Here is a 13,661-nt window from a genome sequence, read left to right on the forward strand (position 1 = left end):
TACGCAGAATTTACCTCCTCACCATGATCAATCAAAACTTAGGATGAATGATGAAGAGGAGGGGCTTAATCGTTGATATATATTCTGGCGGATGCAGTGGCATGTGCGGTGGCATAAGATCCGGCAGGCGCATCAGTGAAGCTGCCATCTGCATTGGCAATGATCTGACGCTGATAATTGCTGGCTTTGATGGTAGGTGCTGCTGACGTTTTATAATTGGCAGAGCTGGCCAGAATCTTGGCGGTTTCAACCGGTGCCGCAGCGGCAGTCAGATTAACGCCACTGGAATATAGATTGTGATACCGGCTGGTCACACGGCGTACATAGTCTTGTGTTTCGCGGAAGGGGGGGATACCGCCATATTTGCTGACATTGCCTTCACCAGCGTTATAACCTGCCAGTGCTAAAGCGGTATTACCATTAAAACGTTTCATTAACCAGGCCAGATATTTGGCACCTGCCATAATATTCTGATGCGGATCATAAGCATTGGATACATTAAAGCGGCGTGCGGTAGCAGGCATGAGCTGCATTAGTCCCTGAGCACCGACTGGAGAACGGGCATGGACATTAAAGCCGGATTCAGTATGCATTACAGCCTTGATCAGACCTTCAGAAATACCGTGCTTTTGTGCAGCCTCACGGATAATTGAATCAAAGGCATTTTTGTTTTTGCTATAGCTCGGCAATACCGAAGCCTCACTTGAGCCCCAGTTGCTATAGCTATGAATGTTACTGTCCGGATAATAGGTCTTTTTTTCTACTTTTAGATTACTGTAGCGACCTTTATTATTCGTCAGCAGGGTAACACCATTGCTATCTTTCATTTGATAGATCGTCTGACCTGCATGCGAAAAAGCAGCAGTTCCCATCAAAATATAAAGACAACTTAGTACAGAAGTCCCCTTAAACCACAAATTTTTATTCATTGTAAGTATATGTATTGAACATTTGTCCCCAAAACTTACTACAGAGTTTAACAAAATTTACTGTAATGAAAAGTGATGAGCGACGCATTTATAAACAAGTTTGTAAATGCAAGTCCCTAATGTTGAAGAACTAACCAAAAAAAATATTTATTTTTTTTTAATATGGCTTTCTTGACACACTTAAGTTATTGATTTTAAATATAAAATAAATTGGTTAAAAAATGATCAATTTAAATAGAACCCTTATTTTTGGGGCCGATAAAGCTGTCAAGTCGTTTTAAATCCACAAAGTTATCCACAGGTTTTGTGGAAAACTGTGGAAAAGTCCAAAACATAAGCATCCTGGATAAAAAATGAACTGTTTCGTTCAATTTATCAATCTAAATAAAACATGAAGTTTAGAGTATTACTTCAATAACAGGAAAATAAATTCTTTTGATGCGAGAAGCACCCGAATCGGATAAAATTGCGCGGTATTTTTATTTATGGGTTATTCTCGTCTATGTACTCGCCAGTTGAATCCGAGCAAGGATTTAATTTCAAACCGGAATTGCCAACAAGCTCTGCCTATTACCGTTTGTTGAAAAAGCTTCGCCGTCAGGTCGGACACGCTATTCGTGACTTTAAAATGATCGAAGATGGCGACAAGGTCATGGTATGTATTTCTGGTGGTAAAGACAGCTATACCTTGTTAGATATCATGCTGCAGTTCAAGCGTATCGCACCTATCAACTTTGATGTGGTTGCAGTAAACCTGGACCAGAAACAGCCGGGCTTCCCTGAAGATGTATTACCACGTTATCTTGAAGAAAATAACATTCCGTATTACATCCTGGAAAAAGACACTTACAGCATTACCAAGAAGCTAACGCCTGAAGGCAAGACTTACTGTGCCGTATGTTCTCGTCTGCGCCGTGGCTCGCTGTATGGTTTCGCGCAAGAAATTGGTGCGACCAAAGTTGCGCTCGGTCATCACCGTGATGACATCCTGGCGACGTTCTTCCTGAACCTGTTCCATGGCGGCAGCTTAAAAGCGATGCCACCAAAACTGTTGTCTTCAGACAAGAAGAACATCCTGATCCGTCCACTGGCTTATGTGGAAGAGAAGGACATCATCAAATATGCCGAGATGCGTCAGTTCCCGATCATTCCGTGTAACCTGTGTGGTTCTCAGGAAAACCTGCAACGTGCCATTATTAATGACATGCTGCGTGACTGGGATAAAGCTCATCCGAAACGTCTGCACAGCATTTTCGGTGCACTGCAAAATGTTTCACCGTCACAACTGGCTGACCGTGAACTGTTTGACTTCGAGGCACTCGACAGCCAACGTGAATTCGACTTTAAAGATTCTTGCTCAACTGAAGAAGCAGTAGAAGGCGAAAGCAAACGAATTAATATGGTCAACCTCGGTTTTGCTGCGGATTAAGACCTTTTTGACGGGTATTCATTCAAGTTGAATGCCCGTCAAGCCTTATCAATCAAGGCGATGTACATAAAAACAGAAAGATAATGACAAAAATTGAACGCTGCGTACAAAATTCGTTAGCCATTCGACAAATGATCATGTTATAACAATCTGCAAGCGCAATAGCGTCAACAATGATGTTGTCTGGATAGACGACACACACGAACTAATAAATTGAGGAAAGATCATGCCTGCTTTTTTAACTGATGATTGGTTTTCAACTGTAGAAACTCTGACTGCTCAAGCAGGTGACCTAAACCTGGCGCCAGCGCTTGCGAATCTTGCAATCAATCTGGTGGTTGCGGACGCTACAGGTAATACTGAATTATCTTTAGATGGTGGAGCGATCAAAAAAGGTCTGTCTTCAAATGCGAAGACTACGCTGAACATGGATGCAGAAACTCTGCGTAAAGTATTCCTTGAGTTTGACATGGCTGCTGCAATGCAAGCATTCATGACCGGTAAGATCAAGGTTCAGGGGGATATGTCTCAGCTGATGGCATTGCAAACTGCAAAACCAAGCCAAGAGCAAAAAGATCTGTTCAAGAAAGTGCTTGAACAAACAACCTGATCAGTCCTATCTGCATAAAAAAAGCTTACCCCAGGGTAAGCTTTTTTTATGGCTTGAATAAATTAGATATTCACAAGCTCTGAACTTTTAATCTGTTCCAGATAAGAACGGATACGGGTTACATATTGCAACGCCTGACGATAACGGCCATTACTGGCTTTGTTATGCTCCAGATAGCTATACAGGTTCACCCAGTTATCCGGATCCTTACCCTGGTTACGGATACTGTTCTGAATTTTCTGAACTGCACCCGGACCCATGTTATAGGCTACTAAGGCATACCAGTTACGGTCCGGCATAGGAATATGCTCAAAGCGTGACAGCATCTTGTCATAGTATTTCGCACCGCCCTCAATACTTTGAACAGGATCGGTACGGTTATTTACACCCATTGCCTTTGCGGTTGAGCTTGTCAGCATCATCAGACCACGGACACCGGTCGGGGACACGGAGTTTGGCTTGAGATAAGATTCCTGGTAGCCGATCGCGGCGAGCAGATGCCAGTCCAGGCCGTATTGCTGTGCAGATCGCTGGAAGCTGGCCTTGTAAATGGGGAGGCGCTGGCTAAGATCCTGATGGATATTATCCTTGAAATGCTCCTCGACTACATTCTGATTGTAAAAGGAAGCGAGCTGATTGATTGCGCCGCTTTGCTTGCTGTTACATACGAAATTACTTGCAGTCTGGCTCAATGGATCATTGGCTGATTTGAAAACCCAGTTCAGGTTGGCATTCAGGCCTTTAGACGACAGAGAACTGCCATCACCACAAGTTGCAGAGAATGACGTCAGTTTACGCGCTTCAATGCTGCTGATACTGCTTGTAGTCATTGCCATGTTGGCTTTGCCTTGAGCAACCATTTTCAATGCAGTGGCATCATCGCTGACTGTTTTGAAATCCAGTTTTACATTCATGTTTTTGGCATAGTTACGAACCAGATCATAACCAAAACCATGCAGGTGACCGCCTTCTTCAAACACTGTGGTCGGGCTCTTCACAGCAACGACAGTAAGCTTATTGCTGTTAACGACACTATCAAACTGATGTGCTGGTGTTTTACTTGCATTGATGGCGTGGAATGGAACAAGCGCAGTGCTCAATACAAGAATTTTTACAGGGAGAGAGGAAAATAAAGATCTTAGGCAAAGCCTCGACCCAGAAGATGAACTACTGTGCATGTTGTCTCCGCTACAAGTAATTTATGCCCTCGAAAGTTTTAGGCAAAAGACACCACAGAACTTTCTTAAAGTTGATAAATTCAATTAGGGTTGGGCAGTCATGACGTCATTCAAAATGACTTGGGATTAAACGGCAATGTGTAGAAAAACTACACAGAGTAAAAAATAAACAAAGTTAATTAGATGTGCGCATGGTAATGATCAAAAAATAGATTGTCAAATTTTGTACGCAAAAATGTTTAAAAATGTAATTTAAGTATTTAAAATCATTGGAAAATTTTTTTAGTATTATGTTTGCTTGTTAAAATAGCCAATAAAATAGGGCAGTTAGCAAGGAAAATGATGTCATGAGTGGTGTAAGAAAACGATGAAATCCAATTTGATTACCCGTGGTGGGCATGACAAATTAGTGGCAGAACTTAAATATCTGTGGCATGAAGAACGACCGGAAATCACTAAAAAAGTGAACTGGGCCGCCAGCCTCGGCGACCGTTCTGAAAACGCTGATTACCAGTATAACAAGCAGCTGTTACGCAAGATCGACCGTCGTGTCCGTTATTTGGGCAAACGTCTGGAAGAGCTACGGATCATTGACTTTTCACCTGAGCAGGAAGGGAAGGTTTACTTTGGTGCTTGGGTCGAAATTGAAAATGAAGCCGGAGAACAAAAGACTTTACGTATAGTGGGAGTCGATGAAATTTATGACCATCATCCACAGCATATTTCGATTGATTCGCCAATGGCACGTGCGCTGCTTGGCAAGCAGGTTGATGATGAAGCAGAAGTAATAACACCCTCTGGTAAGAAAGTCTGGTTCATCAATACCATCCGCTATGAAAAGCCTGAAAATTCAGCAAATTGACCGAATTGATTTTATTTTGTGCATTTGATAGCTAAATTTCTCAAAAATATTTGCCAAGCCGGATTTTTATTTATATGATGGCGCCCATGGAAGCGTGGCAGAGCGGTTTAATGCACCGGTCTTGAAAACCGACGAGGGCTTATACCCCTCCGTGAGTTCGAATCTCACCGCTTCCGCCAAATTTGAAAACCCCGATCCAGAGATTGGGGTTTTTTTATGCTTATAATTTTTTTTCATGTTAGTGATTCCGTTTTAATCAGCATTATAAATTTATTGGGTTTATTTTTATTATTCATCTATCTATCAAGTGTCTACTCAAGAAAAGCGTCCGGCTGAAAATTAGCTGATTGAACGGATTTTTTAATAAGTTTTGCGAAAATTTATTGCCAAGAAACAGAAATATTTATATGATGGCGTCCATGGAAGCGTGGCAGAGCGGTTTAATGCACCGGTCTTGAAAACCGACGAGGGCTTATACCCCTCCGTGAGTTCGAATCTCACCGCTTCCGCCAGATTTGCAAAACCTCAGTCGAAAGATTGGGGTTTTTTTTATGGGGCTTCAGAATCAGCCTGAATGGGTTCTTGCTGTAGTTCTTCTTTCATCCAGTTTACAAATCTGGCAATGAGCGTGGAATGTTCATTATGGGCATGAATCAGGTGATAGGCCCGGCGTCGTTCCAGTTTCTGATCAGAAATTTTCACCAGTTCTCCACTGGCGAGTTCTGTTTCAATTAACATCTGCGGAATCAGGGCCATTCCCATATCATGTTTGGCTGCAACGGCAAGCATAGAAAATAATTCATGCCGCTGTCCGCCTAAAGGATTTGGATGTTTTACCTGATGCAATTCGAACCAGTCCTGCCAGATTGTGGGGCGGGTCGTCTGTTGTAAAAGCGGTAACTGTAATAGCTGTTCAGCACTCAGTATTAAATGTGGTGTGTTAGCTGTTACATTCATTTTTAAATGTGTTTTGATGAGACTGGGTGAACAGACAGCAACCACATCTTCATGCATCAGGAAATGGCTGGTAATTCCAGGCCACTGTGCGACCTGTTCTGGTGTGCCTGCATAAATGGCAGCATCGAAGATAGTTTCATGAAACAGGAAGGGGCGTGTGCTGGTTTCCAGATGTACAGTAATTTCCGGATGACGCTGCTGGAAACGATGTAGCTTAGGTAATAGCCACCGGGTTGCAAAAGTAGGAACAACCCCCAGTTTCAGCGTACCGCCTTGACCTTTATGTTCTATGACATCCAGCGTAGCTTGTTCCAGACTTATTAATAAAGGTTTGATACTTTCATAATATTGCTGTCCTGCTGCGGTCAGTTCCACGCCATGACGCGTACGGCTAAACAATTGTACCTCGAGTAATTCTTCCAGATGCTGGATCTGGCGTGAGATCGCACTCTGCGTCAGAAAGAGCTCCTGTGCAGCATGGGTATAACTGGCATGGCGTGCTGCAGATTCGAAGCACATGAGGCTTTGGGTAGAAGGGATTTTCCGGCGCATAATTTCCTCCTTGAAAATATCGTCCTATCACAAAATGACATATTAAACTTAAACCTATATACAACTTTGGTCTACAGCGTTGAGTTAATCAGGCTTCAAGGGTTGTTGATTAAAAGGCTTATATCTCAGTTATGCAATTAACGCATATCTACATGCTAAATACTCGTTTGAAAGCTATTTCATTCCTGCCTAGGATCAAGTCAGAAGATCGAGAACAATGGACAGTTAAGCAGAGGATGCGATGAATCAAATGGTCAATACAAAAAAAGCCCAGAAAAACTATTTTGACTGGCAAGACCCATTTTTACTGGAGCAGCAACTGACAGAAGAAGAGCGCATGATTATGCAATCTGCACGCGCTTATTGTCAGGGGAAGCTTCAACCACGTGTATTGGAACAATTCCGTCATGAACAGACTGATCCGAATATTTTCCGTGAGATGGGTGAGCTCGGCTTGCTAGGACCGACGATTCCTGAACAGTATGGTGGTGCCGGGTTGAACTATGTCAGCTATGGCCTGATTGCACGTGAAGTTGAACGTGTCGATTCAGGTTACCGTTCTATGGCCAGCGTACAAAGCTCGCTGGTGATGGTGCCAATCAATGAATTTGGTTCTGAAGAGCAAAAACAGAAGTATTTGCCAAAACTGGCAACTGGTGAATATATCGGCTGTTTCGGCCTGACTGAACCAGATCATGGTTCAGATCCGGGCAGCATGATTACCCGTGCCAAGAAAGTCGATGGCGGTTACCGCTTAACTGGCGCAAAAATGTGGATTACCAATAGTCCGATTGCCGATGTATTTGTAGTATGGGCGAAAGAAGTCTCTGTTGAAGGTAATGTTGGGGATATTCGTGGCTTTATTCTGGAAAAAGGCTGGGAAGGTTTATCTGCACCAGCGATTCACGGCAAAGTGGGTTTGCGTGCTTCGATCACCGGCGAAATCGTGATGGATAATGTATTTGTTCCAGAAGAAAATGCGTTTCCGGAAATTCGTGGCTTACGTGGACCATTTACCTGTCTGAACAGTGCACGTTATGGCATTGCCTGGGGTGCGATGGGCGCAGCTGAATTCTGCTGGCATACTGCGCATCAATACACCATGGACCGTAAACAGTTTGGTCGCCCATTGGCAGCCAACCAGCTAATTCAGAAAAAACTGGCGGATATGCAAACTGAAATCGCGCTTGGCTTACAGGTCGCTTTACGTTTTGGCCGTATGAAAGATGAAGGGATTGCTTCGGTAGAAGGAACTTCACTGATCAAACGAAATAACTGTGGTAAAGCCCTGGATATTGCTCGTGTTGCGCGTGACATGATGGGCGGTAACGGCATCTCTGATGAATTTGGTGTGGCACGTCATCTGGTCAACCTGGAAGTGGTGAATACCTATGAAGGTACCCATGATGTACACGCACTGATTCTCGGTCGTGCCCAAACAGGTATCGCAGCTTTTTCTAATTAATTTATTTTCTAAATTCGGGATGCTCAGGATTGAGCATCCTTAGGGCTTTTGTCCCTAAAAACCGGTCAATAACTTAAATAAAGGATTCATCGTGAAGCTTTCTTGTCATTCTCAGTATTAATAAGCAGAAGTTCATAAGATGTAAGCAGAAAAAGAATAAAGAACGCTGCTGTAAACCTGAAGACAGAGGAATGTCGATGACTCATTTGGGAAAATGAGGTAATACATGAACAACGAAAATCAAAATAGTCTCCATCAGGACGCCGTTGCCTTGGGGATAAAGCTACCGAATAATGTCGGCACAGCTCATCGCATTCATGCCCATACCTGGAAACTGGCATTTATCTTCGCATTCGTCTCTCTGGTGATTGACGGTGTAGACATCATGCTGCTGTCATTTAGCTTGACCAGTCTCAAAGCAGAATTTGGCCTGACTTCGTTTCAGGCCGGAATGCTGGGGAGTGCCTCTTTGGCCGGAATGGCACTTGGCGGGATTACCGGTGGATGGGCCTGCGACAAGTTTGGACGGGTAAAAACCATCGCTTGGTCAGTCGTGTTTTTCTCAATTATGACCTGTATCTTGGGTTTCACTCAAAGCTATGAGCAATTCATGGTACTTCGCTTTATTGGTGCATTCGGCCTGGGTTCACTGTACATGGCCTGTAATACCTTGATGGCAGAATATGTACCGACCAAATACCGCACTACAGTATTGGGTACCTTACAGACGGGTCAAACTGTCGGTTATATCGTGGCGACTTTGATGGCAGGTGCGATTATTCCAGACTATGGCTGGCGCATGCTGTTCTACGTGACAATCATTCCCGCCGCTTTTGCATTGCTATTTATGCGTTTTGTGCCAGAGCCAGCATCCTGGCAGGAAGCGAAAATCGAGCAGGCGAAACGTAAAGCGCTGAAACTGGAAAATCCAGAAACAACAGTTACTGCTCAACAACCATCAGAAAGCATTTATAAGCGTATTTTTGGCCATCAGTCGCATCGCCGTATGTTCCTGTTATGGATGACAACTGCCGCATTTCTGCAGTTCGGTTATTACGGTGTCAATAACTGGATGCCGACCTATTTGGAAACCGAACTCAATATGAATTTCAAAGCCTTGACTGGCTATATGGTCGGTGCTTATACCGCCATGATTCTGGGCAAGATTATTGCCGGTTATGCAGCGGATAAATTTGGACGTCGTATTACCTTTGTATTTGGTACGGTCAGTACAGCGGCTTTCCTGCCAATCATCATTTTCTATAACACTCCAACCAATATTGCCTACTTATTGATTACTTTCGGTTTCCTTTACGGAATTCCATACGGTGTCAATGCAACTTATATGGCTGAAACCTTCTCAACTGATGTACGCGGTACGGCAATTGGTGGAGCCTATAACATGGGCCGTCTAGGTGCTGCGATTGCACCGGCAACTATCGGTTTTATTGCCGCAGGTGGTTCGTTCACCATGGCATTTATCGTGATGGGAACTGCTTACTTTATTGCCGGGGTGATTCCAGGACTGTTTATTCGTGAACGTCAATATGATCCACAACAGTCCAGCCTGGTGAAGCCGGCTGAAGCAGAACATGGCGATTCAGTTGGATCGGTGACTGCGAAGAAACCAACTCGTCCAGCGACTGCAAGTCAGTAATCATCAACATTATAAAGGTTGGGTTTCCTAGCCAATGAAAAAAGGATTGAGCATGAGTGCATTAAAAGGAATACGCGTACTGGATTTAAGCCGAGTGCTGGCAGGACCATGGTGTGGACAAATTCTGGCAGATCTGGGTGCTGAAGTGATTAAGATCGAGCGTCCAGGTGTGGGGGATGATACCCGCATGTGGGGACCGCCGTGGATGAAAACGCCATCTGGTGAAAATACCCGTGAGGCAGGCTATTTTCAGTGTGCCAATCGTAATAAATATTCGGTCACTGTCGATATTGCCTCTGAACCAGGACAGGAACTCATCCGGGATATTGCCAAAACTGCGGATGTGGTGATTGAAAACTATAAAGTGGGTGCATTAGCACGCTATGGGCTGGATTATGAACGCTTAAAGGCCATTAATCCGAAGCTGGTGTATTGTTCGATTACTGGCTTTGGTCAGAACGGGCCTCGTGCCGAAGAGCCGGGTTATGACTTTATTATTCAAGGTATGTCAGGTCTGATGAGCATTACCGGTGAAGCAGATGATGTCCCGGGTGGTGGAGCACAGAAGGTCGGTGTAGCGGTTGTGGATATTCAAACCGGGCTGTATGCGACCATTGCCATTCAGGCTGCGCTGTTGGCTCGTCATCATACAGGTAAAGGTCAATATATCGATATGTCTTTGCTGGATGTACAGGTAGCCGCTTTGGCCAATCAGGGAATGAACTATCTTACTTCAGGAACAGCACCAAAACGAATGGGAAATCATCATCCCAATATTGTGCCTTATCAAACCTTTAAAGCCAAAGATAAGGAATTTATTATCGCCTGTGGCAATGATAAGCAATTCCGGGATTTATGCATGGCAATTGAGTTACCTGAACTTTTGCAGGATGAAAAATTCCAACGCAATCAGGATCGGGTGAAACATCGTGATGAACTGATTCCCTTATTATCAGAATATTTTCTTGCAAAAAATGCCAAAGACTGGGTTGATGCCATTCACGCGGTCAAAGTCCCCGTCGGTGTGATTAACTCGATTGAAGATGCTTTGAATGAGCCCCAAGTTGCTGCACGGGAAATGCTGGTAGATTTACCGCATCCTTTAAACGCCCAGTTTAAAATGATTGGTTCACCGATCAAGCTGTCGGATACACCTGTACAATATCGTCATGCACCGCCAAAACTGGGACAACATACCCAGCAGATTCTGTCCCAGTTCCGTAGTCCCGAAGAAATTGCCGCGCTCAATGCGCAGGGTATTATTGATCATGTTGTATCTGCGGCTTCCTAAACTGTTAATTTTTTTTACTTAAACCGAAGCCAGTCTTCGGTTTTTTTTAATCACTTAAGAAAATAGAAGTCCACATAACTGAATGGTCATCAGCAGCATCACGCGTTAAGATAACGGCATTGTGTTGTTGGAAGGCATTATGAAAATTGTCGCAGATGAAAATCTGGCATTTACCGATTATTTCTTTGCAGAATTTGCCGAGATTCAGCATTGTGCAGGGCGTACACTGACTGCGGCAGATGTGCAGGATGCAGATGCCTTACTGGTGCGTTCAGTGACCAAAGTCAATTCACAGCTACTAGAAGGCAGCTCGGTCAGGTTTGTTGGTAGTGCCACGATTGGTACGGATCATCTGGATATTGCTGCACTTGAACAGCAGGGAATTGCCTGGAGCAATGCCGCCGGTTGTAATGCCCAAGCCGTAGCTGAGTACGTGATTACTGCCTTATTAAAACTTCGTCCAGCACTCCTGGATGCTGGCGCCAATTTTACCTTGGGAATTATTGGGCTAGGCAACGTGGGTACGCGACTGGCTTATATGGCAGGTCTGCTAGGCTGGCATGTGATCGGTTGTGATCCTTTTGTACAAAGAGACCATATTGAACAGGTTGATCTGCAATGCTTATTGGCGCAATCCGATGCGATCAGTATTCATGTGCCTTTGACCAAACAGGGTGAGCATCCGACTTATCATATGATCAATGCAGATGCCTTTGCCCAAATGAAGCCTGAAACCATCTTGATCAATTCAGCGCGTGGACCAGTCGTTGAAGAAGCAGCATTAATCGCTGATATCAGGGCAACTCAGCGTCAGGTGGTACTGGATGTATTTGAACATGAACCGGTGATTTCAGCTGAAGTGCTGGATCTGGTCAGCTTGGTAACGCCACATATTGCCGGTTATAGTCTGGAAGGTAAGGCGCGTGGTACACAAATGATCTATGAGGCTTTCTGTCGTCATTTTGGCTATGAAATTAATAAGCAGTTTGAAAGCCAGTTACCAGAATGTGTGCCATATTTTACAGGGCAGGATTTAAAAGTAGCTCTCAAACAGCACCTGGATGAAATCTATGATATCCAACGTGACGATGCCAATCTGCGTGCTTGCTTAAAAGACGCTAAAGTCGATCAACAGGCTTTTGACCATTTACGTAAGACCTATCCGTTACGTCGTGAATGGGCAGCACATGGAGGGCCGAAAGCATGACGATTGCTTATCAACCGAGCTGTGATGTAAATGCGATGCGAGCACGTGCTCATTTATATGCACAGCTGCGTCAGTTCTTTGCGGAACGTGATGTGCTGGAAGTAGAAACCCCGATTTTGTCTCAAGCGGGTGTGACCGATGTGCATCTGGCATCTGTGCAAGCACAACGTCATGTACTGGGTAAGCTCAATACCCATTATCTGCAAACTTCTCCTGAATTTGCGATGAAACGCCTGCTGGCAAGTGGTAGTGGTCCGATTTACCAGATTTGCAAAGTGTTTCGTGATGATGAGCATGGGCGTAAACATAACAGCGAATTCACCATGTTGGAATGGTATCGTCCGGGCTTTAGCCTGAAAGACCTGATGTTTGAAGTTTCAGATCTGTTGAATGTAGTATTAAAAGCCCGTTTTGGTGAAGTCCGTCCAACAGTACTGAGCTATAAACATGCCTTTATGGATCGACTGGATCTGAATCCCTTACAGGCAACTTTACAGGAATTGAAAGACTGCTGCCGTCGCGTTGGTTTAAATCTGGATCTGGGGCAGGATCGTCTGGCCTATATTGACCTGTTGTTCTCGCATATGGTGGAACCGAGCTTGGGATTTGACACAGCGGTATTTCTGACCGATTTCCCGCCTGAACTTGCTTCATTAGCAAAAACCAAAATCGATGAAGATGGTGAACTGGTTGCAGCACGTTTCGAACTTTATATAGAAGGTCTGGAACTGGCGAATGCCTATGATGAGCTGATTGATGCGGAAGTGTTACGCTCACGCTTTGAAGCAGATAATGCAGAGCGTAGCTCTCTCGGTTTACATGTCATACCGATTGATGAATATCTGTTGGCTGCTTTACCGAATATGCCGGAATGTTCTGGGATCGCACTTGGGGTGGATCGTCTGTTGATGATTGCCACCAATCAGATGAAGCTTGAGAAAGTTATTACTTTCCCGGCAGATATTTCCTGATCCTCCTCCTGATCTAATCAGCCTGTTATTTGAGCAGGCTGATTAAGCCAGATATTTTCGAAAACCGATACTGTAAGCATCAAAACCCAGATTTTGATAAAAAGCATGTGCAGTTAAACGTTCCTCACGATTGCCGCTATTTACTTGTATCAATTTTAAATCACGTTGTTTAGCTAACTCTTCAATCGTTGCAATGAAGCTTTTCCCTACACCTTGCCCACGATGAGCTTGATCAACTACAAAAGCCTGAATTCGCAAATATCCACCATCAAATTCCCAGGTGTATTCCTGAATTAAACCTGCATAGCCTATGACCTGTTATTCATGTTCAACGACCAGCGTCAAATCATTCGCATCCTGATGAATGCGTTGCCAGCGCTGCTGAATATTTTCTACTGTGGTGGGATAGCCAAGTTGTGTAGTAAGTGCATGGATTGCATACAAATCCTGTTCAAGTTGCAAAGGACGAATCAGGAAATTCATAAGTTTTTATCCAGACAGAAGCGAAAGAGAGATAAGCTGATTTTAGGCGGAAGGTGAGGTCAATGAATTC

Annotated in this window: 13 protein-coding genes and 2 tRNA genes; 10 read left to right on the forward strand and 5 right to left on the reverse strand. The window is 44.1% G+C overall.

Annotated elements, in window-relative coordinates; translation table 11 throughout:
* Positions 1 to 65 precede the first annotated feature (65 nt).
* Positions 66 to 872, reverse strand: coding sequence for a lytic transglycosylase domain-containing protein (locus ACTJIX_RS03425; protein ID WP_008305700.1), 807 nt, complete (start codon positions 870 to 872; stop codon positions 66 to 68).
* A gap of 559 nt (positions 873 to 1,431) precedes the next feature.
* On the opposite strand from ACTJIX_RS03425, the gene ttcA reads away from it, so the two are divergent.
* Together ttcA and ACTJIX_RS03435 are read left to right on the forward strand one after the other, a co-directional pair.
* Positions 1,432 to 2,358, forward strand: a complete 927-nt coding sequence (gene ttcA, locus ACTJIX_RS03430; RefSeq protein WP_004814970.1) for a tRNA 2-thiocytidine(32) synthetase TtcA — start codon at positions 1,432 to 1,434, stop codon at positions 2,356 to 2,358.
* 226 nt (positions 2,359 to 2,584) lie between these two features.
* Positions 2,585 to 2,968, forward strand: coding sequence for an SCP2 sterol-binding domain-containing protein (locus tag ACTJIX_RS03435; RefSeq protein ID WP_004814972.1), 384 nt, complete (start codon positions 2,585 to 2,587; stop codon positions 2,966 to 2,968).
* 62 nt (positions 2,969 to 3,030) lie between these two features.
* Here the strand turns inward: ACTJIX_RS03435 and ACTJIX_RS03440 are convergent, their stop codons facing one another.
* Positions 3,031 to 4,146 (reverse strand): transglycosylase SLT domain-containing protein, encoded by a 1,116-nt coding sequence (locus ACTJIX_RS03440; protein ID WP_004892055.1) that lies wholly within the window; start codon positions 4,144 to 4,146, stop codon positions 3,031 to 3,033.
* Between the two features lie 367 nt (positions 4,147 to 4,513).
* Between ACTJIX_RS03440 and greB the strand changes: the two genes are divergently transcribed.
* From greB to ACTJIX_RS03455, 3 genes are all read left to right on the forward strand, one after another.
* The gene (greB, locus tag ACTJIX_RS03445; protein WP_004814978.1) at positions 4,514 to 5,008 is read left to right on the forward strand and encodes a transcription elongation factor GreB; all 495 of its coding nucleotides are present in this window, start codon (positions 4,514 to 4,516) and stop codon (positions 5,006 to 5,008) included.
* A gap of 88 nt (positions 5,009 to 5,096) precedes the next feature.
* Positions 5,097 to 5,187, forward strand: a tRNA-Ser gene (locus tag ACTJIX_RS03450).
* 242 nt (positions 5,188 to 5,429) lie between these two features.
* Positions 5,430 to 5,520: transfer RNA gene (locus ACTJIX_RS03455), tRNA-Ser, on the forward strand.
* Between the two features lie 37 nt (positions 5,521 to 5,557).
* Here ACTJIX_RS03455 and ACTJIX_RS03460 read toward each other — a convergent pair.
* A complete protein-coding gene (locus ACTJIX_RS03460; protein ID WP_004892057.1) occupies positions 5,558 to 6,517 on the reverse strand; it encodes a LysR substrate-binding domain-containing protein in 960 nt (319 codons plus the stop codon).
* A 241-nt stretch (positions 6,518 to 6,758) separates the two neighbouring features.
* Between ACTJIX_RS03460 and ACTJIX_RS03465 the strand changes: the two genes are divergently transcribed.
* From ACTJIX_RS03465 to epmA, 5 genes are all read left to right on the forward strand, one after another.
* A complete protein-coding gene (locus tag ACTJIX_RS03465; protein WP_004892060.1) occupies positions 6,759 to 7,982 on the forward strand; it encodes an acyl-CoA dehydrogenase in 1,224 nt (407 codons plus the stop codon).
* Positions 7,983 to 8,208: 226 nt separating this feature from the next.
* Entirely contained in the window at positions 8,209 to 9,639 is a 1,431-nt protein-coding gene (locus tag ACTJIX_RS03470) for an MFS transporter (RefSeq protein ID WP_008302341.1), read from the forward strand.
* Between the two features lie 52 nt (positions 9,640 to 9,691).
* Positions 9,692 to 10,930 (forward strand): CaiB/BaiF CoA transferase family protein, encoded by a 1,239-nt coding sequence (locus tag ACTJIX_RS03475; protein ID WP_076753921.1) that lies wholly within the window; start codon positions 9,692 to 9,694, stop codon positions 10,928 to 10,930.
* 139 nt (positions 10,931 to 11,069) lie between these two features.
* Complete coding sequence (locus ACTJIX_RS03480; RefSeq protein WP_076753919.1) at positions 11,070 to 12,137, forward strand: 4-phosphoerythronate dehydrogenase; 1,068 nt, start codon at positions 11,070 to 11,072, stop codon at positions 12,135 to 12,137.
* A complete protein-coding gene (epmA, locus tag ACTJIX_RS03485) occupies positions 12,134 to 13,108 on the forward strand; it encodes an EF-P lysine aminoacylase EpmA (RefSeq protein ID WP_262467033.1) in 975 nt (324 codons plus the stop codon). Before ACTJIX_RS03480 ends, epmA begins: the two co-directional genes overlap by 4 nt.
* 42 nt (positions 13,109 to 13,150) lie before the next feature.
* Here the strand turns inward: epmA and ACTJIX_RS03490 are convergent, their stop codons facing one another.
* Positions 13,151 to 13,420, reverse strand: a complete 270-nt coding sequence (locus tag ACTJIX_RS03490) for a GNAT family N-acetyltransferase (protein ID WP_262467166.1) — start codon at positions 13,418 to 13,420, stop codon at positions 13,151 to 13,153.
* Between the two features lie 6 nt (positions 13,421 to 13,426).
* Positions 13,427 to 13,591: a hypothetical protein gene (locus ACTJIX_RS03495; RefSeq protein ID WP_181211895.1), complete on the reverse strand. Its 165-nt coding sequence runs from the start codon at positions 13,589 to 13,591 to the stop codon at positions 13,427 to 13,429.
* Positions 13,592 to 13,661: the final 70 nt, after the last annotated feature.

This window comes from Acinetobacter sp. 22323 (genome assembly GCF_052044895.1).
In the GTDB taxonomy this organism is placed as follows: Bacteria; Pseudomonadota; Gammaproteobacteria; order Pseudomonadales; family Moraxellaceae; genus Acinetobacter; species Acinetobacter schindleri.

Excerpts from the sequence above, each read along its gene's own strand:
- ACTJIX_RS03425 (WP_008305700.1), bottom strand. The coding sequence starts at position 872 with ATGGGAACTGCTGCTTTTTCGCATGCAGGTCAGACGATCTATCAAATG.
- ttcA (WP_004814970.1), top strand. The coding sequence starts at position 1,432 with ATGTACTCGCCAGTTGAATCCGAGCAAGGATTTAATTTCAAACCGGAA.
- ACTJIX_RS03435 (WP_004814972.1), top strand. The coding sequence starts at position 2,585 with ATGCCTGCTTTTTTAACTGATGATTGGTTTTCAACTGTAGAAACTCTG.
- ACTJIX_RS03440 (WP_004892055.1), bottom strand. The coding sequence starts at position 4,146 with ATGCACAGTAGTTCATCTTCTGGGTCGAGGCTTTGCCTAAGATCTTTA.
- greB (WP_004814978.1), top strand. The coding sequence starts at position 4,514 with ATGAAATCCAATTTGATTACCCGTGGTGGGCATGACAAATTAGTGGCA.
- ACTJIX_RS03460 (WP_004892057.1), bottom strand. The coding sequence starts at position 6,517 with ATGCGCCGGAAAATCCCTTCTACCCAAAGCCTCATGTGCTTCGAATCT.
- ACTJIX_RS03465 (WP_004892060.1), top strand. The coding sequence starts at position 6,759 with ATGAATCAAATGGTCAATACAAAAAAAGCCCAGAAAAACTATTTTGAC.
- ACTJIX_RS03470 (WP_008302341.1), top strand. The coding sequence starts at position 8,209 with ATGAACAACGAAAATCAAAATAGTCTCCATCAGGACGCCGTTGCCTTG.
- ACTJIX_RS03475 (WP_076753921.1), top strand. The coding sequence starts at position 9,692 with ATGAGTGCATTAAAAGGAATACGCGTACTGGATTTAAGCCGAGTGCTG.
- ACTJIX_RS03480 (WP_076753919.1), top strand. The coding sequence starts at position 11,070 with ATGAAAATTGTCGCAGATGAAAATCTGGCATTTACCGATTATTTCTTT.
- epmA (WP_262467033.1), top strand. The coding sequence starts at position 12,134 with ATGACGATTGCTTATCAACCGAGCTGTGATGTAAATGCGATGCGAGCA.
- ACTJIX_RS03495 (WP_181211895.1), bottom strand. The coding sequence starts at position 13,591 with ATGAATTTCCTGATTCGTCCTTTGCAACTTGAACAGGATTTGTATGCA.